Below are 23450 nucleotides of genomic sequence, written 5' to 3' on the forward strand. Positions count from 1 at the left end.
AGCCAAAAACCTCGATATCTCCTACTGGAGTCATCGAGGTTTTTTACTTTCTATTAACGAAGTACATGCAAAGAAAGCTGTCCCACAACTTCTTATTACCCTTGCAAGGGTTGTCCATCAAATGCTTTTACATCCAGTGGTGCTGTTAAAAAGTTACTAGCTTTCGCAACGAAGGAAGTAAAGTGCTCACTTGCATTATGACTAGCAACCGCCCCTGCATCTTGCCAAACTTCAACCATAGTAAAGACATTTTCTTTTTCTGTATCCTTATATAAATCGTACGATATATTTCCACTTTCTTCTCTCGAAGCAGTAATTAGGGGCTGAATCTCCTCTAAAAACGCTTGTTGTTTTGCTGCATCAACATGAAATACGGCATGAATAATAATCATGAAACATTCCCCTCTCTTTTCCTTACTTCCACTCTGCAACTTTTTCAACTGGAAGACGAACTGATTTATAACCGCTCTCTGCTGCTTTACCAATTGAAATCAACATAACTGGAACATAGCGATCTTTATCTAATCCAAAAGCTTCTGCAATTTTGTCTTTTTCAAAACCACCGATTGGACATGTATCGTATCCATGAGCACGAGCTGTAAGCATAAGTTGCATTGATACAAGGCCACCATCAATTAATACAGTATCTTTCATAACAGCTGAATCAACCGTTGAGAAGTAAGCAGTTAGTTTTTCCATTTGGCCTTCTTTTACTTCTGCAGGCATATAACCTAGGTCAACTGCTTTGCTGTATATTTCTTCTGCGTTGTCGAAATTATTTAAGTCCCCAAATACGGCGATCATCGCTGCAGATGTTTCAACTTGAAGTTGATTAAAGCGAGCAAGTGGCGCAAGTGTTGCTTTCCCTTCCGCACTATCAATAACAAGAAAGCGCCATGGTTGCATATTAACTGAAGACGGTGCAAGTGTTGCCTCTGTCAGAATTTCTGTCATTTCTTCTTTACTAATTTTCACAGATGTATCGTATTTACGAATCGAACGACGTCCTGTCAGAATTTCTGTAAAGTCATTTGTTTTTGTTACGTTACTCATAGGTGTATTCTCCTTTTGTTATCTCATATTTAAACTTCTTTTACATTTTCTTGAATGCGATTTAACATATTTAAAAGGTTATCACGCTCTTCCTCACTTAAACCTTTTAGTGCTGAAGCTGCGAAACGCTCTTTCTCCTCTTGAAAGGCATGAATTTTATTTCGTCCATCTTTCGTTAGAGAGACTAAAGTAATCCTGTTATCATCTGGATTTTTACGTCTTGTAATCATTCCATTTGCTTCAAGTTGCTTTAAATGCCGCGTAATCGCTGCGTTATCAATATTCACTTCTTTTTGAAGTGCTTTTTGACTAATTTCATCTACTTCATATAACTGAAGTATAAGCTCAAGCCTAGATTGGCTCATACCTGTACAACCTTCAAACTTTGAACTCACTTCTTTATTAAGAAAGTGTAATTTATATAAAATAATTGCTTCCTTTGAGCATGAACTTGTCAATTTACTCCTCCTTTGCAAAGGCATTATATAATTAATTGACATATCAATAATTGATATGTCAATTAATATACCCGATTAGAATTTATAATGCAATCATTTTGTTTTTGTTTATTTTTTGTCCACAATAAAAAATTAAACCTCTTTGCTTTTTTACAAAGAGGTTTAATCCTTCCGCTCAAATTATAAATTTCTCTCTAACAATATTCCCACCTGTTCTGCAACAACACGAGATGGTTCATTTAATTCATTCGTGAAATACGATTCTACAATTCCTATAATAGCTACTCCTAAAAATTGAATAATGACATCTTTATTTAACCCTTGATTTTTTCCTTCGTTTACATTTACTTCATCTTTTAACTCTTCGATGACAAACTCAAGGAACCGACTACGAAAATAAGGTGCTCCTTTACTGCCAGTTAATGCGGGATAAATTGCATATATATATAAACTTTAATGTCAACCAGCATTAGTATTCTCAACCTGTTAATTTTCCAAAATTAAGTATTTCACCACATTACAAATAACGAAAATTTCCCTATAATAGAAATATCCTAAAAACTGGAGAGTGATTGTAATGCGGCAATTTATTATTAAAAGAAATGAGGAAATGAACATGAAAAGCGAAATGAGGATTTTAATACATGAAAACAATAAATATAGGGATTGTAGCGCATGTAGACGCTGGAAAGACGAGTTTGACTGAGCGTATTCTTTATGAAACTAATGTCATTCAGGAAATGGGTCAAGTAGATAAAGGAAGCACACAAACAGATTCGATGGAGTTAGAAAAACAACGCGGAATTACAATTAAAGCATCTGTCGTTTCATTTTTTATAAACGATTTAAAAGTAAATATAATTGATACACCCGGTCATGCGGATTTTATTGCCGAGGTAGAACGATCTTTTGGTGTTCTAGATGGAGCTATTTTAGTAATATCTGCAGTTGAGGGTATTCAGGCGCAAACAAAAATTTTAATAAAAACGCTGCAGAAACTATGTATTCCAACGATTTTATTTGTAAATAAAATCGACCGTAGTGGTGCTGAAACAACGAAAGTCATTCAACAAATACAGGATATGCTTACGAATCAAGTACTTCCACTATATAAAGTAAAAAATGAAGGAACAAAAGATGCGTATATTCTTCAAACTAAAGTAGATGCTGATGTATATGATGAGTATATTGAACTTCTAGCAACACATAATGAATCGTTACTTGAATCCTATGTAAATGGTGAGGTACTAAATAAAGACACTTTAAGAAATGAATTATGGGCTCAAGTTCAGCGTGCAAATGTATATCCAATCTTTTTTGGTTCAGCAATGACTGGAATAGGAATCACAGAGTTACTCGAAAACATTTCAGTAATGATTCCTCAAAATGATTGTAATGATGATAGAAATACGCCTTTATCTGGTATTGTTTTTAAAATTGAAAGAGAATCTACTGGAGAAAAAATTGCATACGTCCGAATATTCTCCGGCTGTTTACACGTAAGAAAATATGTTGATATTAACCGAAAACAAAGTGACTTAAAGACCCTTTCACACAAAGAAAAAATCAAAAAGCTTCATATATTTCATAATGGAAACGCTGTGCAATCCCCTATCGCTGGCATGGGAGAATTTTGTAAAGTATGGGGGCTTAGCGACATTAGGATCGGGGATGTGATAGGTGAATGGTCAGATAAAATGAAAGACATTCACTTTGCAGAGCCTCAAATGGAAGCTGCAATTGAAGCACGACCAAAAGAGAAGAATCATGACCTGTATCAAGCACTGGTGGAACTATCGGAAGAAGATCCCCTGATAAAAGTAGTAAAGGATCATATTCACAACGAAATCTATATTCAACTGTTTGGTGAAGTTCAAAAAGAAGTGATCGAAACAATTCTACAAGAAAACTATAAGTTAGCCGTTTCCTTTTCAGATACAAGAATTATATGTATAGAAAAACCAATTGGAAGCGGAGATGCACTAGAAATAATGGGTGAAAAGGATAACCCTTTCTATGCAACAATTGGTTTTCATATTAAACCTGGTGCACCAAATTCTTGTATCACTTATAACTTAGAAGTCGAGCTTGGCTCATTGCCTTTAGCATTTCATAAAGCGATTGAAGACACAGTATTCCAAACGTTAAAACAAGGCTTATATGGATGGAAAGTCACTGATATCGTCGTAACATTAACGCATACCGGCTATGCAAGTCCAGTAACGACAGCTGGTGATTTTAGAAAACTAACGCCTCTTGTCTTAATGGATGCTTTAAAGCAAGCGGGAACGACCGTATATGAACCAGTAAATGAATTTGAATTAACAGTACCAACAAATTCAATCAGTACTGCAATGTATAAATTATCAGCTATACATGCTACTTTTACAGAACCCGTATTGCAAAACGAGTCCTTTTATTTAACAGGAACATTGCCAATGGCCAAAACGGAGAATTTTAAGCGTGGGCTATATTCTTTCACTGAAGGCGAGGGTGTCTTTATCGCTAAACCTTGCGGATATAGTAAAATCGAATCAAATTTCCCGTCGCGAAAACGAGTAGACTATAATCCACTGAATCGAAAAGATTATTTACTGCATGTGCTTCGCGCTTATTAATTTAACATAAGCTAAAAAGTTGATTGTCAGCAGACAATCGACTTTTTAGTTAGGTATGATGTATGTAACCCTTTTGGGGAAATTTTACATATAGCAACAGTGCGCTTGCATTCATACAGCAAATTGCACGTTATGAACTACTGCTGGCAGAAGCCGCTGCAGAGGAAGCCGTAATTGCTGCTATCATAGCTGCCTGCTGCGCCTGTATGAGAACCTCTATCATTGTTTGTAACCCTGTGTTGGCAGCGTGACTTTCCGCACCTTTCTGGCTTACGAATAGTTGAATAGCAATAAGAATATTTGCATCCGTATGCCAGCGGAATAGCTTATCACCCTGCAATTTCTCAATGAATGCCCGAAGAGAAGAAACCTCTTTCTCTCCACCCTCAAGCAACGCTAGTAGCCCGACAGCCGGATAATGCATCTGTTTCACTTTTACCTTTTCTTGCTTTAGCAGGTTCCATATGTTTGTGCACTGTGCTACTAAAATATCTTCACTAGCATCCTTATTTAGAGAAAGAATATGACTTAAAAATTGAAGATCATTCCCTTTGCGCAAGCCAGCTGCCGCCAGCTTCTGATAGAGACGTTCCACTCGATCCATAAGTGTCTCTACTTTCTCTGGTTGTCCTGCTAGCAAAACAGCGAGCGGATAATCATTTGTACTTGTAAGAAAGAGATGATCCTCTTTCATGCGTTTATATACTTGCATCGACCGTTGAATGCGTGTGTCATGCTGTCCATTGTCTTCTGTTAAAAGCACAGCTGCCGCCAGATAAGTAAATATACTCCGGCTAAAGCCGCCAGCGACCAAACGTTCATATAAGTCTAGAAACTGCTGAAAGGCTTTTTTGTAATGCGTAAAGTGAATATCTAATGTTGCCGCAACCACAAAGCGATGATAAGACTTTAAGTATGAAAATGTCCCTACCTGATCCTTAATATAACTACTAATTTCTAAAAAACGTCCAAGATCAAACGGTTTATCGCTGCCTGCATACATAGCGGCAATCATCATCCCTGTCCGAGAATCACTAGTTTTCCACTTTAGTTCCCCTTTTAACTGTGCATATATACGTGCGTATTGCTCCAGCTTCTGCTGCAATGTAATCATAGTATTCCCCCATTTTTCTTGTACTTCTCTTCTATCATACTATAACTCTATATTCAGGAATAATGCTTTTATACAAGATTTACAAACTTATACTTCTATTGGTTCTTTTACCATAATAATCTTATAAATTACAGGTAACGTCTTAATTCCCATCTTCCTATCTTTTCTTATTCATTCCTAACAATATGTTCAATATGAATAGGCAAATCATTCACTTTATCTTTTAGAAAATCTGGTTTCAAGTTATATTCACTTATTTGCTCTAATGGCACCCATCGAAATACATACCTTCTGCCATCCTCTTCAAGAATGAAAGAATTCTCTCCCTTTGTAGGCAGCTCAAGCAAGTTCACTTCATAATAAAAACTAATTTCATGAAACTGATGCGTATCGTATGTAAAGAAATTTTCAGCCGTCCATAGCAGTCTTTTCACATCAACATCTACTCCTAGTTCTTCTCTAAGCTCTCTTTTCACTGCCGATTCACTGCTTTCTAGCATCTGCACGCGTCCACCCGGTACATACCAGAAATCTTCCCCTTCATTTTGAATCATTAACATTTTATGATTCTGTTTACATATTGCACCGACTCGATAGTTGAAACACATTTTTTTTGATTTGAATGTAAGATCCATTACGACGTCTCCCCTTTATGCGATTTGATATTTAACTGCGAAAATACTTCACTTGCAAATTTTGTTTAAAAGCGATGATGATAGAAAACAATCCATTAAGAGCAAACAAGATAACTACTCCAATCAATAAATAAGCTAAATCTGGAGAAAACACATAAATCGCATGCCATGGAGAATCCGTACTATAAATTAATGCCGGAATTGTAGCAATTGACAGCACTAAGAAAATGATACCGGAAATGTACCATATACTTCTTTTACGAAATTTTTTTGATTTCATCTTTACCAACAGATAAATGAATATGATAAAAAGCAAGCAAATTATCCCCAGTGTAACCAATTGAATAATAGGAATATTTGAAGACGTATCAACTGGTTCATCTCCATTTATTATATTTATAATCCCTTGTTTCAAATATGGAAGCGCCTCTTCTTCTAGAATATGATTTTTATTAGTAAGAATCACTCCACCCCAACCTGTTTTCGGTATAAAAAACATTTCAGCATGTGAATCAGGAGTTGAACCTGAATGCCATATCATTTTCTCCTCAGAATTTGGATTTGTGATTCTTAATCCTAGGCTATAGAAGCGGTTTTCACCGGTTTGAATATGAGGCGATACATAAAGATTCATAGTATTTTCAGTTATAAAATTGTCATTCTCTTGTCGACTAAGGAATTTTATATATTGAACCATGTCTTCTGCACTTGCTGTTATGTACCCATATGGCGCGCCGCCATTATCATATGTTACCGAACTTTTCCGAGGGATTCCAAACCATGACTGATAACCAGCAACATATCCTTTTTTATACGCCGAATCATTGTCAGCTGCTGCACTTTTCATACCTAATGGTAAAAACACTTGCTGTTTCATGTATTCAGAATACGTTTGATTTGTAACTTCTTCAATGAGAGCACCGAGAATTAAGAAATTAGCATTACTATATTGATGTTTTTCTCCAGGTAGAGCGGTAAGTTTAACGTTTGATAGACTTTCCACATTATTCTTTATAGCATTGAAATCTTTAGATCCTTTGTCGGATATTGATAAACCCGAATAAGTACTTATTCCACTTGAATGAGTAAGTAAATGTTTGATTGTTATTTTGGATGCTGCTTTTTTATCTTTAAGTGTAAACCCTGGAATATATTTTTGAACCGGATCCTCTAGGTGAACGGTACCTTCTTCAATTAATTTCATTATGGCTAAGCCTGTTAATGATTTACTTATCGATCCTATAGTAAAGGGAGTTTCAGTGGTTACTTTTTCCTCAGTTTCTCCCGTTACACCCCATGCTTTAGAATAAAATATATCATTGTCATGAACAATGGCAATAGAAGCTCCTGGAATTCGATGTTCTTCTAAAAAGGTTTCTACATAGTTGTCTATAGTGTTCTTAATATCTTGTTCTGCGGAGACTTTCGAGACTGGTAGAAATAAAATAAACGCATTAAATAATAAGCATATAAAAATGACTGTAGATTTTAGTATTTTCATATTAATTTTCACCTGCTTAAATTTATTTTTCGTATATAAAACACTGCCAGCATGGAAACTAGTAAGGAAGTAGAAATGCTAATGATCATTAGCAGGGAATTCCACCATAAATTATCTGATATCTGATAAAAAATATTATAGTCAAATGAATTATTGGTATTTAGTGGGTTAAATGATTCTGTTAAAAACATAGATAGTAGGAGCTGTGAAATGAGGTAGGTAACAATTGAAGTAAAGAATCCAATCACAAATAAAATTCCTGTTCTACTTTTGGATTTTCGTATCTGTTTTATTTCAGAATGAAGATCTATTCCATTAATTTCTAAAAAATCTTTGACAAATGTCGTTGTATCCCCCAATTCATTTATACTATCTTGGCCGTGTTCACGAGATTCTTGAATATGCTCTAAAAGCTGCTGTTTAATATTCTTTCTATCCTTTGAACTTATTTGACATTGCTTTAACTCTTCGAGCACTTCATTTAAAAATTGTTTTTCTTCCATGTTCAATTTAATGTTCATTCCAAATGGTCTCCTTTCAAACCACTTTGCAGTAGAGATTTTATATCCTGTTGTAACTCCAACCACTCATTGATCTTTTTCTGAAGATACATTTCACCTTTTTCATTGATTTCATAATAAACTCTAACCTTACCGTTTTCTGTCATTTCACGATAAGTATGAACCCATTCTTGATTTTTGAGCTTAGTTAAAATGGGGTAAATACTTCCTACTCCTTTCAGTTTTAAATTGTGTTCTTCTAGCTCCTTCATAATTTCATACCCATAACTTTTTCCCCTCGACAAAATTGAAAGCACAAACATTTCTAAATGACCTTTAATTAAACTTGTTCTGTCCATAGGATAAATTTAACAAAAATATATATTTCATTCAAGTATATATTTTGAAAATATATACTTTTCTTTCTTTTCCTCTCACAACATCTAGATACATATAAAAGACATGGCAACCATTTTTACTAATTGCATACAAAATAGAAAAACCATAAATCCTGTAAAACAGAATTTATGGTTAAGTAATTCGTTATTCCGCAAACCTCTTCGCAACTTCTTTTGCTTCAGCAATCGCTTTTTCTTTAATACTTTGGGCCTCATCTGGCATTTGATTCATTCCTTCTACAATGATGGAATGAACATCCGTAATCCCAACGAATCCCATAATTGCGCGAAGATAACGATCACCAAATTCCATTTCTTTTGCTGGTCCATCAGAATATATTCCACCACGTGCTTGTATATGTACTGTCTTTTTACCAGCTAACAAACCGACAGGACCTTCTGCTGTATATTTAAAGGTTTTACCTGCGATACAAATTGTATCAATATAAGCTTTCATTAGTGCTGGAAAACTAAAGTTCCACATCGGCGTTACAAATACATATTTATCCGCTTCTACAAACTGGTCCGTCAATTTGTTAATGGCAGCAACCTTCTCTTGTTCTTCTGATGATAAACTTTCAAATGATGTTCCTTGTTGTAGCTTACCCCACCCACTAAATACATCTGCATCAATATATGGGAGACGTGTTTTGTACAAATCTAGTTCAATAATTTCATCATTTGCATTTTCTTGGCGATACGCTTCTAAAAAAGCTTGTCCTACCGCAAGACTATACGATTGCTCAGCTGTTTTTGGATTCACTGTAATATACAATACTTTTCCCATAATAATCATTCCTTTTCAAATATAAATTTTCTCCCTCCTTATATTGCCTTTGTTGTTTTGTTTTATCATGAAATTTTATATATTTTTCATCTTTTTCAGTGAGCATTCCTTGTTTCTTCAACTAAGACGTTTACAATTAAAGACTTCAGTGCCGCACTGCAAAAACTTGACCCATAAAAAAGCACTCATATGAGTGCTTTTTTAGATAAACATATGTGTACAGGTACAATAAAGTCGTTTAATCTAATTGTACGGTTTCCACCCAGTAACTCCATGCTTTTAAATAATCTTCTAAATCTCCGGGATGATGTCTTATACATGTCTCTATTCTAAGGTATAACAAAATAAGCACTTCTTCATATAAGGGCTTTCCCCTTTTGTTCTCACTAAATGCGAATTGACTTACTGCATTATTTAAAGTTTCTGTCGTTAAATCGTCTGGCGTTGAACAAAATGCATAAATCAAATCATATATTGGATCTCCCAAAACTGGTGTAGGATCAATTACCCCATTTAACTGATTTTCCTTAAAAATAAAATTATGAATACCGCAATCTCCATGTAATAAATAGGGTTCTTTGTCACATGGATTTCTATTAGGACTATGTACCAATTCAAAAACTAAGTCAAAAGCTCCCTTTTCTAAGTAGGAGTTTAAAACTTGATTCGCAGTAAGAACTCTATCCAAAAGAAAAGATCGCCAAGATTCTACTAGATGATCTCTCCATCCCCACTGATCCACTTGGGGAACAATCTTATATTTGTTTATAAGCTGTCGCACAAGTGTTTGTAGTATTTCTTTTTTATTTCCACTAACATAACTTGTAGAACCAGGAATAAATGAATACACGATGTATCTATTTGATGGATCAACATACTGAAGACTAGTTAAAAAATGATTGTCCTTATAAAAATCAAGAAAATAGGCTTCTTCCTCAAGAACTTTCGGTTCATTCAACTTCACAACATAACGTTCTTGGTTAAATTCCTCAAGAAGATATAAACTACTTGTAGTTCCTCCTGTTAACCGCTTATATTCTATAGTGGCTTGAGGAATTATTTTATTAGAAGTTAATTCCTCAAGAATATCTTTAATATCCAATTTTTTCTCCTTCCCACTATTTTTAGCTTAATTTAATTTATATACTGGAAACTCTATTATTACTCAACAACGGAATACGTGTTCATTTTCAAATAAAATAATATATAACGATTAAAAATAACATGTTCCGTTTACTTCTATACACGCTTCGTAAACAACACTCTGCTCCCGCCTTTCCCATCGTAATTTTTATGCACCGACACCCCTTCTATTTCACCATCTCCTACTTCAATTTCAAACCCGATATCACGATGAAATTGAATTGACTTTTTGTTCACTGGAGATGTCACAGCTTTCACAATATGACGATTGTTTGCACGAGCTGCATCGAAAAAATAGGTGTAAAGCGCTGATGCTATCCCTTTTCTTCTATACTTTGGATTCACACCAATAAAATGGACATACGCTTCATCTATATATGTTTGTGAGAAAAAACCGCATAAAAATCCGGCAATCTCACCATCTTGTTCCATAATAAAACTCGTTTCTTGAAAATGAACGAAGAAAAGTTTTGGCAGCATATCTGCCATGTTTCTCCCACCCCACCAATCGTTCAGAACGGAATGAATGGTTACATAATCTTCTGATTGAACTTGTCTCACTCTCATTTTTCTCTTCCTCTCATCTGATTTACTACTCTAATTCATTTATATGACCGATTAGTATGTCATTACAAATATTCTATTTACAATATTTGCTGTTCATCCGTTCATTCCTTTGTTGTTTCTTAAACTTTGACATATTTGTATATTTACTATAAAATAATCCAAATAGTTAGAATATTAAATTAAAAGAGGTGGAATAATGAGTCAACAAAGTTCTATTCAGAAAAAAGCATTAGTTGCTAGTTTAATTGGTAGTTCTATTGAATGGTTTGATTTCTTTTTATATGGAACTGCTGCCGCACTTATATTTAACAAATTATTTTTTGTAAACGAGGATCCTCTTGTCGCTCTTATGCTTTCTTACCTCTCTTTTGGTATCCCCTTCTTTATCCGCCCGCTTGGAGGTATTATTTTCAGTCATATTGGTGACAAAATCGGAAGGAAAAAGACACTTGTATTAACCCTTTCCCTTATGGGCGGTGCAACGGTATGTATCGGTTTGCTTCCTTCTTATGACACAATTGGAATTTTTGCTCCGATTCTTTTAATTATACTAAGAATTATACAAGGACTAGGAATTGGGGGAGAATGGGGTGGTGCTTTACTATTAGCTGTAGAATATGCACCAAAGGAAAGAAAAGGTTTTTTTGGTAGTATTCCTCAAACAGGTGTTACAATTGGAATGTTACTTTGAACCTCTGCCATCTCTTTCATGACAATGATTTCGGGTGATGGTTTTGTTACTTGGGGTTGGCGAATCCCATTTATTTTAAGTGCGATTTTAGTATTCATTTATGGATTCGAAATGGATTAGATGAGACTCCTGATTTTAAGAAAGAAAAAGAGAGCGGAAACATTTCAAAACTACCAATTGCTGATACATTGCGACACCATTGGAAATCTGTACTTATTGCAACAGGAACAAAAGTAGCAGAAACAGGTCCATTTTATATTTTCTCTACGTTTATCGTTTCTTACGGAACAACACAACTGAAATTGCCGAATACATCTGTATTAAATGCGGTGACAATCGCTACACTTATTACCACGATTATGATTCGGATTATGGGAAAGCTCTCAGATAAGATAGGAAGAAAGAAAATGTACATATGGGGTACCGTTGCAATGCTCTTATACGCATTTCCCTATTTCTTATTATTAAACCAAGGTACAACCATGTCGGTCATCATCGCAACTGTAATTGGTTTAGGGATTTTATGGGCACCGGTAACAGCTGTATTAGGTACATTATTTTCTGAGATTTTCTCAACGAATATTCGCTATACTGGCGTTACATTAGGTTATCAATTAGGTGCTGCGCTAGCTGGCGGAACTGCACCATTGATTGCTGCATATTTAATGAACGTGTATAACAATTCATGGATTCCAGTAGCCTTATATATCGTACTTACTTGCTGCATTTCTTTAATTTCCATTGCTGCCGTTTCAACAAAACAAATCGCAGCAAATGCTCAAAATAAAAATATACAGGCTTAGTGATCTGGGGAAAAATAAACGCCCCTTTTCTACTACAAAGGAGGTAAATAAAAATGATTCACATTACAGAAGAAATGGTAAAAAACACCTATAAAATGAAAGATTGTTTGCAAGATGTTGAAAGAGCTTTTCGTTATTATATGAACGATGAAATCACGACACCCGTACGACTGAATGTCCAGCATTCTCAAGAAGAGGCAAACTCTCTTTATATGCCTTCTTATGTAGCTCCCATTGAATTTGCATCTACGAAAATCGTTAGTATCTTCCCGCAAAATACTCAAAAAGGAAAAAAAGCTTTGCAAAGCTTAATCGTCCTAACAGAAACAAATTCTGGTCAACATGTCGCTACAATTGAAGCTTCTTATTTAACAACACTGCGAACGGGAGCGATGAGTGGAATCGCAACTAAACATTTCGCTCGTCAAAATTCTAGTATCTGTGCCATTATTGGCTGCGGTGCTCAAGCGCTTGGACAAATACAAGCTGTCATGGAAGTACGTTCCCTCACTCATATTCTTCTCATCAATCGAACGATGCAAAAAGCATATGAATTTAAAAAACAATTACTCTCCATGTATCCAGAATGGAATGGAACAATTGAAATTATCGAATCAGCCAATGAGGCTGTTTCGATAGCTGATATTATTATTTGTAGTACAACCTCTACTACTCCTGTATTTGACGGGAATAACTTAAAGAACGGTACGCATATTAACGGGATCGGTTCTTATCAACCTCATATGCAAGAGCTCGATGTAACAACATTGCAGCGCAGTAATAAAATTATTGTTGATACATTAGAAGGTGTTCGCCATGAAGCTGGTGACTTTCTCGTTGCTATTGAAAAGAATGAATGGGACTTTTCTAACATCTACAGCGAACTTGGTGATATTATTACGGGACATAAAAATGGGCGTACACATTCTGATGAAATTACTTTATTTAAATCTGTTGGTGTTGCCTTTTTAGATACAGTTGTAGCTAATTCGATTTATCAAAAACACAAGGAAAAGTCACTCGTAAAGTGACACGTTAGTGACTCGACTGTATAAACGAAAATGAATAATAATTCGTCATAAGCACATGTTATCAACGTTTCTATTAAATAAAACATTATATATGAGCGCATTCGAGTGCGCTCTTTTATTTTGGTCACCAAAAGTCACCCTCAAGGAAATCATATACCCCCACACGACACTCTCTCCGTCTTTCTTCCATGAATTTCGCTTCAACTATTCTATAGAAGTAACCGTTAAATGACGATTGAATACGATTGCCCTTCTCCGCAAAGATGGCTTCTTTAAATGAACGTATTGCCTCAGGAATTTCGCTTAGAATTGATTTCTCCAGCTTGCATCGGGTTGTAAGCGACTGCCACTCGTTTGTATGGATCGTAAATCTTAGACGCTGAATTAAAGAACGGTGACACTGCGTTTTTTAATTTCGTTGGTACAACTTCAGGGGTAAATGATTCGTCTAGATCATCTATCCTTATTGTTTTTTGTGCTTTACCTTCGTTAACTTTATCGTTATGGGGTGTTTTTGATCAAACTTTATTTCAAAGCTACACAAAACACGCTTTTTTAATTTGCCTTTTTTATCAAGGTTTATTAAGTTAATTTAATCAAACTTTGTTCCAAGGCTACACTTTTCGCTTACAGCTAAACTAGTGTTTGTGGAAACTTTTTAATCAAACTTTATTTCAAAGCTACATCAATAACAACAATAATAATATAATAAAAAACAATACGAATTTATTGTAAAACGATAAATCATATGATAAAATCATGTTGTCATTAAATAAGCGAGGTGCTTTTTATGAAACAAGTTACGACACTCTTTTTAAAACTAGCTGTTATTTTTATAGGAATCCCAGTTCTTGCATTGTGCATATTTTTGGTGCCTAAGATCGGGAATTTTGCTGGAGAATTGTATCCAGATATTGCTTATATGAAATCTCTCGTTTTAATCGATATGTACGCGGCAGCGATACCTTTTTACTTTGCTCTGTATCAAGCTTTTAAACTTTTAAGCTATATTGATAAGAACCAAGCGTTCTCGGAATTATCGGTAAAGGCTTTAAAGAATATAAAATACTGTGCCATCACGATCAGTACCTTGTACTTGCTAGGTATGCCACTCTACTATCTCATGGCGGAAAGAGTTGACCCTCCAAGTATCATACCAATCGGATTGGTCATTATTTTCGCCTCTATGGTGATCGCCGTTTTTGCTGCTGTTCTCCAAAGACTTTTACAAGAAGCTATTAATATAAAATCAGAAAATGATTTAACGGTCTGAGGTGGAGGATATGGCAATTATTATTAATATTGATGTGATGTTAGCAAAACGAAAAATGAGCGTAACGGAGCTTTCGGAGAGGGTTGGGATTACGATGGCGAATCTTTCCATTCTAAAAAATGGGAAAGCAAAAGCGGTTCGTTTTTCAACATTAGAAGCGATATGTAAGACTTTGGATTGTCAACCAGGTGATATTTTGGAGTACAAAAGCGACGAAGACACTCAATAAAAACAGACAACAACTTTCTTCAACCAATGGGATTAGATAGTGAAATTAAGATGAAGGGATAGCGATTAAACTATCCCTTCTCTGCGTTTATTATTGTTATTTAATTAGAGAATTCCATTGAGGGGTAGCGTCAGGAAAATGCGGATATACAACGCTAAGTAAATTTTCCTGACGATTTCCCCGATTTTAACAGCGTTAAGGAAGTTTTAATGGTCTTAAAGAATCTAGCGAGACCATTTTCTTGAATAAGAGAAGGAATTATTAAAAGTAAATCGAAGCTTTAAATGACGAAGCTGGTTAGCATGATAATGAATAATTAGTGAACTAAGTAATAATAGTATTTTAAGTACAAAATTAGCTTTATTTTTTCAATCTTCTTGTGTAAGAAAACCTATTATTTTACATCAATAGAATCTAATTATAAAGGAGACCAAAGTTATGGAAATTTCTAAGGGAGTAGAGATGCTGGATCTTGAATTTCATGGGAACATTATTCATCCAATCCTTTTATGGGATCAGGAAATGGCTGTTTTAATAGACACTGGCTTCCCGGGACAAATTGAAGATTTACACGTAGCAATGGATAAGATAGGAGTGTCGTTCGATAAACTAAAAGTTGTGATTTTGACGCATCAGGATATAGATCATATAGGCAGCCTTCCTGAAATATTGCATAATTGTGGAAGTAATATTAAAGTTTATGCTCACGAACTAGATAAGCCTTATATCCAGGGGGATTTACCTCTTTTGAAAGACGGGCACATAGAGAATCCACCGAAGGGAAAAGTGGATGATACCTTGATTGACGGTCAAGAACTGCCGTATTGTGGCGGTATTCGTGTCATCCATACTCCAGGGCATACTCCTGGCCATATCAGCTTATATTTGAGGCAAAGTAAAACGCTTGTTGCCGGGGATTCGATGTACAGTGTAAACGGAACATTGGGGGGAATTCATGTTCCAACCACTTTGGATATAAAGGCTGCTCGACAATCTTTGAAGAAATATTTAGACTTAGACATTGAATCCGTGATTTGTTACCATGGAGGATTAAGTAAGGTAAATATTAATGATCAGATCCAAAAATTATAAAGGATACTAATAATGGATTATCATTTATTGAGGCGTTGTTGCTAAACAGATGTGAAGGTTGAAGAATAGCTGTTCCTTCTTAGTACTCAATTTTATCTTTTTAGTTCTTCAACAATACTGACAGTCAATAGAAGGTCGTCATTCTTTAACAATCGGGTGCTTTAATAGAGCAATGAAAAAAGCCTAATTTCTCAGCATTAAATTGAGAAATTAGGCTTTTTAATATTGAAATTTCCTTAACGTTGTATATCCGCATTTTCCTGACTCTACCCCATTGAGAATTGCATTTGTCCCATTAAAAAAATGTTTTAGACTATAGAAAAAAGTATTAGACTATTAAAAAATAGTTGTAGACTGAACGGATATTTTTATTTAACTATAGGAAGTTTTTGATGTATTAATATTTGATTGAATTGAGAAAGGATGTGTTTTTGTGAGAACAAACATTAGAACTTCTGGTGTATTAATACATAATGAACATGTACTTTTACATAAGATGGACGACTTCTGGATTTTACCAGGAGGAGCTGTGGAGTTTAATGGTGTAGATTTCGAAACTACTATGGAAGCCTTAAAAAGAGAATACAAAGAAGAATTAGATGTGGAAATTAATATCATAAAACTATTATGGATAGCTGAAAACTTTTTTGAGTATGAGAATAAAAAGGAACAAGGAATTGAATTTTATTACCTAATTGAAGTCTTAACAGACACATCAATTTACGAACAAAGAAGTTTTGAAGGTTATGAACATGAATCTAATTCAGTATTAAAGTTCAGATGGTTTAAAATCGAAGAAATTGATAGTATCACTATATTGCCAATGTTTCTCAATGAATACTTAAAAAAACTTAAAGAGATGCCAAAAGAAATTGAACATATTATCAGTAAAAAGGTTTAATGCACTCTAAAATATGCATCTTCGATTAAAAGAGCGTTAGGTGAAATCTGGTTCATTATTACTACTTTGGCATATAAATCGAATATTTTTCCTGTCTATTCCTTTTTTATTTAGATATTGAATAAGTTCTCTTATACATTCTCTAGCTCTCATATATAAGTTGTGCATTGATTATGTAGTCTAATACTTTATTTTAATAAAAAATCTTTGTGTAAAATGAAATTTAGTCATCAGTCTACATCCTTATTTTATTAAATTTGAAACATAAGAATAGATAAATACAATTAAACCAATGATGTTTAGTCTAAAACATTATTTTAACTGAACATCCATAAAAGCATACATATTGTTCCCAGGTTTTAAATCCCATGCATCAATTACAGCTTCAATACCATTTTCCATAAGGCGATTTGCTAATGAATTAACTTTTTCTTTATAATCGGGTGATGTCCAAGAATATGAAATAAACACTTTAGGTGGACTTGAACCAAATTCTTTATTTTGTTCCATATGTATTCCCTCTCCTATCTTTTGGTCAATATAATTCTTGTGATAAAAAATCTTTTCTCATTTTATAGTTTGTTCATATGAATATTTTACCATAGCTACTTATGTGGCTTTAAAATAAAGTAACGACGTTTGTAAGAAAGTTGCGATACTTTTCCTCTTTCAATTTAGAAATTCTAAGTGAGTTTTGATCAAACTTTTTTATAAAACTGAAAGTTCATCTGAAAAGAAAAGGATTCATTTTGATTAGACTTTATTCAAAATGAATCCTTTTAAGTTGCTATAAAATACGTGTTTATAAGATGCTTTTACTCAAACTTTATTTAAAAGCTACATTTTTTCTCTCTGTTTCGTATTACTCTTCCTTGTTATTTTTCTATTAGGGATCTCGCCACGTTGTCATCAAGTTAAAAAATCCATTGTTCACCCAAAAGAAAAAAAATGTCTGGATTCTTATGGAAGGATAAAATTTTCGTTTTGGGGATACTTCAAAATCATAGCTTGATGGGCATGGGGTGCTACCCCACATCCATCAAGCTAAAGTGATTTTGTAGCCGTAACACGAAAAAATGCTATTTTTTCGGTAGAATATAGGAAAGGATGATGTTTTGGGTTCTGTTGCAAAGTTTTTTAAATTTAAAGAGTCTGATTGAGAATCGTCATACACGTCCTTTATTTATGAATATTTCCAGTGTACACAACGACCATATTTATTGCACCAGAATCAAAAAAGGAGCAAACAACCGATGGGATTGTTTGCTCCTTTTTTCTTTTGTTAACGTTGTTTTGTCACTAACAAAGCTAATGCTGTAGCCAAAAATCCAGCAGTCAGTTTGCCGACAATAAGCGGTATGACAAAATTCTTCTCCAAACCTGCCACAAATCCTAAGTGACTACCAAATACAAATGCACCACTCACGGCAAACGCGGTATTCACGACTTTTCCGCGGTCATCCATTTCGTGCAAGGTTGCAAACATAGGAATCTGATGGGCAAAGGACGCAATGAATCCACCGAATGTTTGTTGGTTCATGCCCAGCTTTTTTCCCAACAGAGCAAAAGGATTCTTTAGCACTTTTACCAACACAAATACAAACGGAAACGCACCAGCAAGGATAATTGTAATTTTCCCGACTGTCACAAATCCTTCTGTAATCGGTAGCATCCCTGGTATAAGAACAAAACCTGTCAATGTTTCAATAATAACAGTGACAAGTCCAATCATTATAACCATTTCAACACCTTTACCAAACCATGTAAACCCGCGAATCATTATGGATGGAAAACTTACCATACCAATACCGACCATGATAGAAATGAGGATAGATGGCAGCAAGTTTTTCATCATCCATGCAAAATCAAACCCTGCTACGAATCCTCCTGCTAAACAGCCAACCGGAATTGTCATAAGCCCTATTAATATTCCTTTTGCAAAAAAGGGATGGTCTTTCTTTTGAATAATGCCTAAAGCTACCGGAATTGTAAATACGATTGTTGGACCCATCATCGTCCCTAAAAACACCCAAGAAAATAAAGCAGCATCACTCGATTGCGCCATTTCATTCGCAAGTGAGTAGCCGCCCATATCAAGCGCTAAAAACGTCGATGAAAACATTGAAGGATCCGCCCCGAGAAATTGATAAATGGGAGACACAATTGGCGTTAACATCTTGGCAAGAACAGGCGATAAGGAAATCATCCCTACCATTGACAACGCTAAAGCTCCCATGGAACGAAATGCTTCCGTGAATTTTTGCCCAATTCCAAAACGATTCCCAAGCAGATGATCTGCTGCACCAAGCAGCATAAATCCTGTCATCATCATGATAATGATATCATTCATGTTGTATATAACCACCATTCACATGAATGGCCACTGTAACGCATTGTTAGTATGGCCTGTTCAATTTCTATACGATTATAAAATCAGTAATTTCTTTGTTGAATGTGTAATAATTTCATAACCATTCTCTGTCACCACTATATCATCTTCGATACGACAGCCACCCCATTCCGGGATATAAATTCCTGGCTCGACTGTTACAACCATACCAGCTTGCAGCACTTCTGTACTTTTGTCGGAAAGACGGAGTTGTTCATGCACTTCTAGACCCAATCCATGGCCTGTTGAGTGTCCGAAACGATCTCCAAAGCCCTTTTCTGTAATATAATTTCTTGTTAAATCATCAATTTTTTTCGCTTTTTCACCAGCTCGAATCCCTTCTGTCCCGCGTTTTAACGCTTCCAAGACGATATGATAAATATGGCGAAACTCATCCGAACAGCTCCCAACTGCAATGGTTCTCGTGATATCGGAGCAATACCCATTGTACATCGCTCCAAAATCAAGGGTCACCATGTCACCGTGCTCAATCACTTTCTTGGAAGCAATCCCATGCGGCAAGGCCGCTCGTTGTCCGGAAGCAACAATGATATTAAATGCAGAAGAGAAGGCACCCTTCTTTCGCATATAGGCTTCTAGTTCATCTCGGACCTCCCACTCTGTTATACCTGGTTTAATAACATTCAAAATATAATCAAACGCCTGATCGGCAATATGAGCTGCTGTTCTCATTGTTTCTATTTCTGACTGCTCTTTAATTTCTCTTACCTTATCAACTATATTTTCCAATGGAACCAATTCTACATTTACATATTCTTTAAGAGTTGAGAATGCTTTTAACGTCATAGTATTTGCCTCTACAGCCACCTTTTGAATACCGTGCCGATCGATTTCACTTGCCACTTCTTTTTCAAGATTACCGTCATGTATTATGATTTTTGCATTTTTCACTTCATCTTTCGCCTGCTCGATATAGCGGAAATCTGTGATAAAGGTCACGCCCTTTTGCGAAATCAACACTGTGCCTGCAGATCCTGTAAAACCCGTCGTATATCGGCGATTTTCACCCTTCGTGATCAAAATGGCATCAACATTGTTCTTGGTAAGTTGTTTCTGTATTCTTTCAATTCGGTTCATTATCTTTAATCTCCCTTTATAATTCGAATTTTTTTTGGAAACTTCGTTAACACTTCACATCCATTTTCCGTAATTACAAGATCATCTTCAATCCGAACACCGCCAAACCTTGTGATATAGATACCTGGTTCGACTGTGAGTACCATACCTCGTTTCAAAATTCCATTATTGGCATCGTTTATTGACGGAGCTTCATGAACACCGATTCCTAAACCATGGCCGATTCGGTGCGGGAAAAAATCGCCATATCCGGCCGTTTGAATGATGTTTCTTGCGGCTATATCAATATCTCCAATTCGTTCTCCAGGCTGACAAGCTTTCAATCCGGCAAGATTTGCTTGCAAAACTGTGTTGTAGATCGTCTGGAGTTCATTATTGGCATGACCGTAAATGACTGTTCTTGTGATATCGGAGCTGTAACCCTTATATTTCACACCTAAATCAAACAAGGCCGTATCACCTTTTTTCAACTTGTTCGCTCCTGATTTCCCGTGAGGATTACTAGCATTTTGGCCAAACAGGATAATCGGCAAAAATGACATTTCCCGAATACCCTTTTTCTTTAATTCGTATTCAATTCTTCCTAGCACTTCAAGTTCTGTCACGCCTTCTTTTAAAGCCTCGATACCTACTTTCACTCCATAATCGGCAAAAGCGGCCGCTTCTCGTAAAATTGCAATTTCGTTCTCATCTTTTACAAGTCTCATCCCGGTAAGCTTATCATCTAGCGATACAAACTCTATGTTATGCAAAATTCGTTGCAGATTTTCCATGTAAAAATAAGAGATTTCATGTTTCTCTACAGCAAATCGCTTCATCTCGCTCTTACTGTGGATTACCTCACGAACAAGTGCCCACGGATTATCGGAATCTGTATAACTCATGATTTGATTGTTCCAACCTGCTTCCCTCAGCATTTGAACTTCCATACCTGGTGTAATAAAGATCGGCTCGCGATTTGCAAATACAAAAATACCGACAAATCGTTCATGTGGGTCATAATCGAATTGTGATAAATAAAAAATATTATGGCGTGATGTCACCAAGCCTCCTTGAATGTCATGTGCTTGTAATCGTTCTTTCATGTTTATTCCTCCCTGCATCTAAATCAATGCAAGTTTTGTGCCAACTCGAAAGATTAGTGATAAGAAGGAGTCTCAGAAATGGCTGTCTATTATTTCAGACACTTTAAAGCAATAATTGTCTATCTTTTTATACAACTAAAAAGTCACAGCCTAAATCATACTTTTGATTCATCGGTTTTACATAAATTTTTTGTGTGGAGCAACAGCTTTAAATACAAACTCAAATGTTTTTTACGTAACTAAAAAAACAGTGCCGCAACAAATTTCCAGCACTGTTTTTTATCTATCGTTAAAACTTGATACTTAATTTTTTCATCTTATTATATAAAGTAGCTCGAGAAATTTCTAACCTCTTAGCCGCCGCTTGCTTGTTTCCATTCTCAGCTCGGATAGCTTCAATAATTTTATTTTTTTCATACTGATTGAGATCTCCTTGCAAAGATTCATCATGATATAAGAATGGAAAATTGGCTTGCGACATCTTTAGTGGTAATCCTTCTATCGTGATTTTTCCGTCTTCCGACAATAATACTAATCGTTCAATTGTATTCCTCAGCTCCCTAACGTTTCCTGGCCAATCGTATTTTAATAATATGGAAATGACCTGCGGATCTACATAATCAATTATACGATGATATAATAATGAAAACTCATATATAAAGAGATGAAGTAACTCCATAATATCTAATTTCCGTTCCCGCAATGGTGGGATGGTAATAGATAAAATGTTAAGACGATAATATAAGTCTTCCCGAAATGTACCCACATTGACCATTGCTTCCAAATCTTTATTTGTGGCGGCGATGATTCGGCAATGAGAAATCAATTGCTTTGTTCCTCCGACACGATAATATGTTTTATCTTGAAGAAAACGGAGTAATTTCACTTGCATATCCAACGGCAAATCACCAATTTCATCGAGAAAGAGCGTACCCTCATTCGCCAACTCCAGCTTCCCTTTCTTCCCATTGGCATCTGCCCCTGAAAATGCCCCTTTCTCATATCCAAAAAACTCACTTTCAAACAAAGATGGTGAAATGGCGCCACAGTTTACCGCGACAAACGGAGAGGTTGAACCTTGGGAAAGATGGATTGCTTTTGCAAAAATTTCTTTCCCGACTCCTGTTTCTCCAAGCAATAAAATGTTCGCATTCGTTTCAGACATTCTCCTTGATAATGAAACCGTATCCTTTATTAGTTGACTCGAGCCTTTTATTTGCTGAAAAGAGTCGCTTGACGCCTGCAGTCTGGAAACCTCCTGTTGTAGATGATGAATTTTTGAGGAAGCATTCATTAGCTTTTGGTTCAACAACACTTGACTCGTAATGTCCGTTTCCGCTGCCACTGCACCGACAATTCGATCTCTGATGATGACGGGACTACTATTAATCATGACAAATAGGTCCTCTCGAGGATTATGCTGTTTGTAACGAAATAATTGTCCTGTTTCCATTGTTACTTTATTTAACAACATCTCTTTTTGAAAAAACTGAGTCATGTCTTTTCCAAGGATTTCCTCTTTGGGAATGGAAAAAATCCGTTCTGCACCAGAAGTCCAAACAACAGTTTTCCCTCCCGCATCCACAATCGAGACCGAGCCATCTATTGTATCGATCATAGTTTGAAAATAGGCCTGTGAATATTGATAAGATTCAAGCAATGTAGAAAGTAAAGTATCGGAAGCGATGTAGCCCTTTATTTTTCCTTCTCTATCCGTAATAACCACAACACCTGATGTTTGCACTTCTTGAATCACGTCTTGAATAACAGCTTTTTCATTGGAAACGCCCGCTTTTTTCCAATAAAGTTCTTTGATATTCTCGCTTTTATAATGAAGATACTCATTTATCGTTAACATCCAGACTTCACTTTGATGCTGTTTAAATATATATGCTGCTTCATTTTTGTCATCCATATCGGAAAGCAAAGAAAAATTCGTTTGCAACAGGTCTTCTATGCTAGGAAGAAGATGCTTCATAATGATTCCACCACCCAATTGTCTATTTTTCACTATTACTCTATCATTTCGGCGAGTTTGTGTCATGATTAAGGTTCTGGTGCAAAAATAAAAGAGAATAAAGTGC

The 23450-nt window shown here is 35.5% G+C and carries 23 protein-coding genes and 1 pseudogene; 7 read left to right on the top strand and 17 right to left on the bottom strand.

Annotated elements, in window-relative coordinates:
* Positions 1-95: 95 nt before the first annotated feature.
* From QRE67_RS13895 to QRE67_RS28680, 4 genes are all read right to left on the bottom strand, one after another.
* Positions 96-392, bottom strand: a complete 297-nt coding sequence (locus QRE67_RS13895; protein WP_286120749.1) for a putative quinol monooxygenase — start codon at positions 390-392, stop codon at positions 96-98.
* Positions 393-414: 22 nt separating this feature from the next.
* Positions 415-1053 (bottom strand): nitroreductase family protein, encoded by a 639-nt coding sequence (locus QRE67_RS13900; RefSeq protein ID WP_286120750.1) that lies wholly within the window; start codon positions 1051-1053, stop codon positions 415-417.
* A gap of 29 nt (positions 1054-1082) precedes the next feature.
* On the bottom strand, positions 1083-1511 hold the full coding sequence (locus QRE67_RS13905) for a MarR family winged helix-turn-helix transcriptional regulator (RefSeq protein WP_286120751.1): 429 nt from the start codon (positions 1509-1511) through the stop codon (positions 1083-1085).
* 180 nt (positions 1512-1691) lie between these two features.
* Entirely contained in the window at positions 1692-1955 is a 264-nt protein-coding gene (locus QRE67_RS28680; protein WP_353507082.1) for a TetR-like C-terminal domain-containing protein, read from the bottom strand.
* A gap of 200 nt (positions 1956-2155) precedes the next feature.
* Here QRE67_RS28680 and tet point away from each other — a divergent pair, with 200 nt between their 5' ends.
* Entirely contained in the window at positions 2156-4129 is a 1974-nt protein-coding gene (gene tet / locus QRE67_RS13910) for a tetracycline resistance ribosomal protection protein (RefSeq protein ID WP_286120752.1), read from the top strand.
* Between the two features lie 130 nt (positions 4130-4259).
* Here the strand turns inward: tet and QRE67_RS13915 are convergent, their stop codons facing one another.
* The 8 genes from QRE67_RS13915 to QRE67_RS13950 all read right to left on the bottom strand — a co-directional run bounded on the left by QRE67_RS13915 (position 4260) and on the right by QRE67_RS13950 (position 10774).
* Entirely contained in the window at positions 4260-5243 is a 984-nt protein-coding gene (locus QRE67_RS13915) for a DUF4003 domain-containing protein (RefSeq protein ID WP_286120754.1), read from the bottom strand.
* A 167-nt stretch (positions 5244-5410) separates the two neighbouring features.
* Positions 5411-5878 carry an NUDIX hydrolase gene (locus QRE67_RS13920; protein WP_286120756.1) on the bottom strand — a complete coding sequence of 156 codons (468 nt, stop codon included), beginning with the start codon at positions 5876-5878 and terminating at the stop codon, positions 5411-5413.
* A gap of 31 nt (positions 5879-5909) precedes the next feature.
* Positions 5910-7379 (bottom strand): serine hydrolase domain-containing protein, encoded by a 1470-nt coding sequence (locus tag QRE67_RS13925; RefSeq protein ID WP_286120758.1) that lies wholly within the window; start codon positions 7377-7379, stop codon positions 5910-5912.
* Positions 7380-7387: 8 nt separating this feature from the next.
* Positions 7388-7900 carry a hypothetical protein gene (locus QRE67_RS13930; RefSeq protein WP_286120760.1) on the bottom strand — a complete coding sequence of 171 codons (513 nt, stop codon included), beginning with the start codon at positions 7898-7900 and terminating at the stop codon, positions 7388-7390.
* Positions 7897-8238 (bottom strand): PadR family transcriptional regulator, encoded by a 342-nt coding sequence (locus QRE67_RS13935; protein ID WP_286120761.1) that lies wholly within the window; start codon positions 8236-8238, stop codon positions 7897-7899. The genes QRE67_RS13930 and QRE67_RS13935 overlap by 4 nt, the downstream gene beginning before the upstream one ends.
* 184 nt (positions 8239-8422) lie before the next feature.
* A complete protein-coding gene (locus QRE67_RS13940; protein ID WP_286120762.1) occupies positions 8423-9064 on the bottom strand; it encodes an FMN-dependent NADH-azoreductase in 642 nt (213 codons plus the stop codon).
* 238 nt (positions 9065-9302) lie between these two features.
* Positions 9303-10166 (bottom strand): aminoglycoside phosphotransferase family protein, encoded by an 864-nt coding sequence (locus QRE67_RS13945; protein ID WP_286120763.1) that lies wholly within the window; start codon positions 10164-10166, stop codon positions 9303-9305.
* A gap of 137 nt (positions 10167-10303) precedes the next feature.
* Positions 10304-10774 carry a GNAT family N-acetyltransferase gene (locus tag QRE67_RS13950; RefSeq protein ID WP_286120764.1) on the bottom strand — a complete coding sequence of 157 codons (471 nt, stop codon included), beginning with the start codon at positions 10772-10774 and terminating at the stop codon, positions 10304-10306.
* Positions 10775-10970: 196 nt separating this feature from the next.
* Between QRE67_RS13950 and QRE67_RS13955 the strand changes: the two are divergent.
* The 6 genes and pseudogenes from QRE67_RS13955 (at position 10971) to QRE67_RS13980 (ending at position 16794) form a co-directional block, all read left to right on the top strand.
* A pseudogene (locus QRE67_RS13955) lies at positions 10971-12268 on the top strand (MFS transporter).
* A 53-nt stretch (positions 12269-12321) separates the two neighbouring features.
* Complete coding sequence (locus QRE67_RS13960; protein WP_286120765.1) at positions 12322-13299, top strand: ornithine cyclodeaminase family protein; 978 nt, start codon at positions 12322-12324, stop codon at positions 13297-13299.
* A 790-nt stretch (positions 13300-14089) separates the two neighbouring features.
* Entirely contained in the window at positions 14090-14572 is a 483-nt protein-coding gene (locus tag QRE67_RS13965) for a DUF2975 domain-containing protein (protein WP_286120766.1), read from the top strand.
* Positions 14573-14582: 10 nt separating this feature from the next.
* Positions 14583-14801 (top strand): helix-turn-helix domain-containing protein, encoded by a 219-nt coding sequence (locus QRE67_RS13970; protein WP_004434885.1) that lies wholly within the window; start codon positions 14583-14585, stop codon positions 14799-14801.
* A 438-nt stretch (positions 14802-15239) separates the two neighbouring features.
* On the top strand, positions 15240-15893 hold the full coding sequence (locus QRE67_RS13975) for an MBL fold metallo-hydrolase (RefSeq protein ID WP_286120767.1): 654 nt from the start codon (positions 15240-15242) through the stop codon (positions 15891-15893).
* Positions 15894-16326: 433 nt separating this feature from the next.
* Positions 16327-16794: an NUDIX hydrolase gene (locus tag QRE67_RS13980; RefSeq protein WP_286120768.1), complete on the top strand. Its 468-nt coding sequence runs from the start codon at positions 16327-16329 to the stop codon at positions 16792-16794.
* A gap of 312 nt (positions 16795-17106) precedes the next feature.
* On the opposite strand, the gene QRE67_RS13985 is transcribed toward QRE67_RS13980, so the two are convergent.
* The 5 genes from QRE67_RS13985 to QRE67_RS14005 all read right to left on the bottom strand — a co-directional run bounded on the left by QRE67_RS13985 (position 17107) and on the right by QRE67_RS14005 (position 23344).
* Complete coding sequence (locus tag QRE67_RS13985) at positions 17107-17304, bottom strand: toll/interleukin-1 receptor domain-containing protein (RefSeq protein ID WP_286120769.1); 198 nt, start codon at positions 17302-17304, stop codon at positions 17107-17109.
* Positions 17305-18076: 772 nt separating this feature from the next.
* Positions 18077-19144, bottom strand: coding sequence for an ethanolamine utilization protein EutH (gene eutH, locus QRE67_RS13990; RefSeq protein ID WP_286120770.1), 1068 nt, complete (start codon positions 19142-19144; stop codon positions 18077-18079).
* A 75-nt stretch (positions 19145-19219) separates the two neighbouring features.
* Complete coding sequence (locus tag QRE67_RS13995) at positions 19220-20284, bottom strand: M24 family metallopeptidase (protein ID WP_286125286.1); 1065 nt, start codon at positions 20282-20284, stop codon at positions 19220-19222.
* A gap of 2 nt (positions 20285-20286) precedes the next feature.
* Complete coding sequence (locus QRE67_RS14000; protein ID WP_286120771.1) at positions 20287-21366, bottom strand: M24 family metallopeptidase; 1080 nt, start codon at positions 21364-21366, stop codon at positions 20287-20289.
* A 289-nt stretch (positions 21367-21655) separates the two neighbouring features.
* Positions 21656-23344, bottom strand: coding sequence for a sigma-54 interaction domain-containing protein (locus tag QRE67_RS14005; protein ID WP_286120772.1), 1689 nt, complete (start codon positions 23342-23344; stop codon positions 21656-21658).
* Positions 23345-23450 lie beyond the last annotated feature (106 nt).

Origin of the sequence: Bacillus sp. DX3.1 (assembly GCF_030292155.1) — a bacterium.
Taxonomy (GTDB): Bacteria; Bacillota; Bacilli; order Bacillales; family Bacillaceae_G; genus Bacillus_A.

What these genes read in the sequence shown, in the direction of transcription:
- QRE67_RS13975 (WP_286120767.1), top strand. Translation starts at nt 15,240, where the DNA reads ATGGAAATTTCTAAGGGAGTAGAGATGCTGGATCTTGAATTTCATGGG.
- QRE67_RS13900 (WP_286120750.1), bottom strand. Translation starts at nt 1,053, where the DNA reads ATGAGTAACGTAACAAAAACAAATGACTTTACAGAAATTCTGACAGGA.
- QRE67_RS13965 (WP_286120766.1), top strand. Translation starts at nt 14,090, where the DNA reads ATGAAACAAGTTACGACACTCTTTTTAAAACTAGCTGTTATTTTTATA.
- QRE67_RS13970 (WP_004434885.1), top strand. Translation starts at nt 14,583, where the DNA reads ATGGCAATTATTATTAATATTGATGTGATGTTAGCAAAACGAAAAATG.
- QRE67_RS13960 (WP_286120765.1), top strand. Translation starts at nt 12,322, where the DNA reads ATGATTCACATTACAGAAGAAATGGTAAAAAACACCTATAAAATGAAA.
- QRE67_RS13935 (WP_286120761.1), bottom strand. Translation starts at nt 8,238, where the DNA reads ATGGACAGAACAAGTTTAATTAAAGGTCATTTAGAAATGTTTGTGCTT.
- eutH (WP_286120770.1), bottom strand. Translation starts at nt 19,144, where the DNA reads ATGAATGATATCATTATCATGATGATGACAGGATTTATGCTGCTTGGT.
- QRE67_RS13930 (WP_286120760.1), bottom strand. Translation starts at nt 7,900, where the DNA reads ATGAACATTAAATTGAACATGGAAGAAAAACAATTTTTAAATGAAGTG.
- QRE67_RS13925 (WP_286120758.1), bottom strand. Translation starts at nt 7,379, where the DNA reads ATGAAAATACTAAAATCTACAGTCATTTTTATATGCTTATTATTTAAT.
- QRE67_RS13920 (WP_286120756.1), bottom strand. Translation starts at nt 5,878, where the DNA reads ATGGATCTTACATTCAAATCAAAAAAAATGTGTTTCAACTATCGAGTC.
- tet (WP_286120752.1), top strand. Translation starts at nt 2,156, where the DNA reads ATGAAAACAATAAATATAGGGATTGTAGCGCATGTAGACGCTGGAAAG.
- QRE67_RS13985 (WP_286120769.1), bottom strand. Translation starts at nt 17,304, where the DNA reads ATGGAACAAAATAAAGAATTTGGTTCAAGTCCACCTAAAGTGTTTATT.
- QRE67_RS13915 (WP_286120754.1), bottom strand. Translation starts at nt 5,243, where the DNA reads ATGATTACATTGCAGCAGAAGCTGGAGCAATACGCACGTATATATGCA.
- QRE67_RS13895 (WP_286120749.1), bottom strand. Translation starts at nt 392, where the DNA reads ATGATTATTATTCATGCCGTATTTCATGTTGATGCAGCAAAACAACAA.
- QRE67_RS13940 (WP_286120762.1), bottom strand. Translation starts at nt 9,064, where the DNA reads ATGGGAAAAGTATTGTATATTACAGTGAATCCAAAAACAGCTGAGCAA.
- QRE67_RS14000 (WP_286120771.1), bottom strand. Translation starts at nt 21,366, where the DNA reads ATGAAAGAACGATTACAAGCACATGACATTCAAGGAGGCTTGGTGACA.
- QRE67_RS13950 (WP_286120764.1), bottom strand. Translation starts at nt 10,774, where the DNA reads ATGAGAGTGAGACAAGTTCAATCAGAAGATTATGTAACCATTCATTCC.
- QRE67_RS14005 (WP_286120772.1), bottom strand. Translation starts at nt 23,344, where the DNA reads ATGAAGCATCTTCTTCCTAGCATAGAAGACCTGTTGCAAACGAATTTT.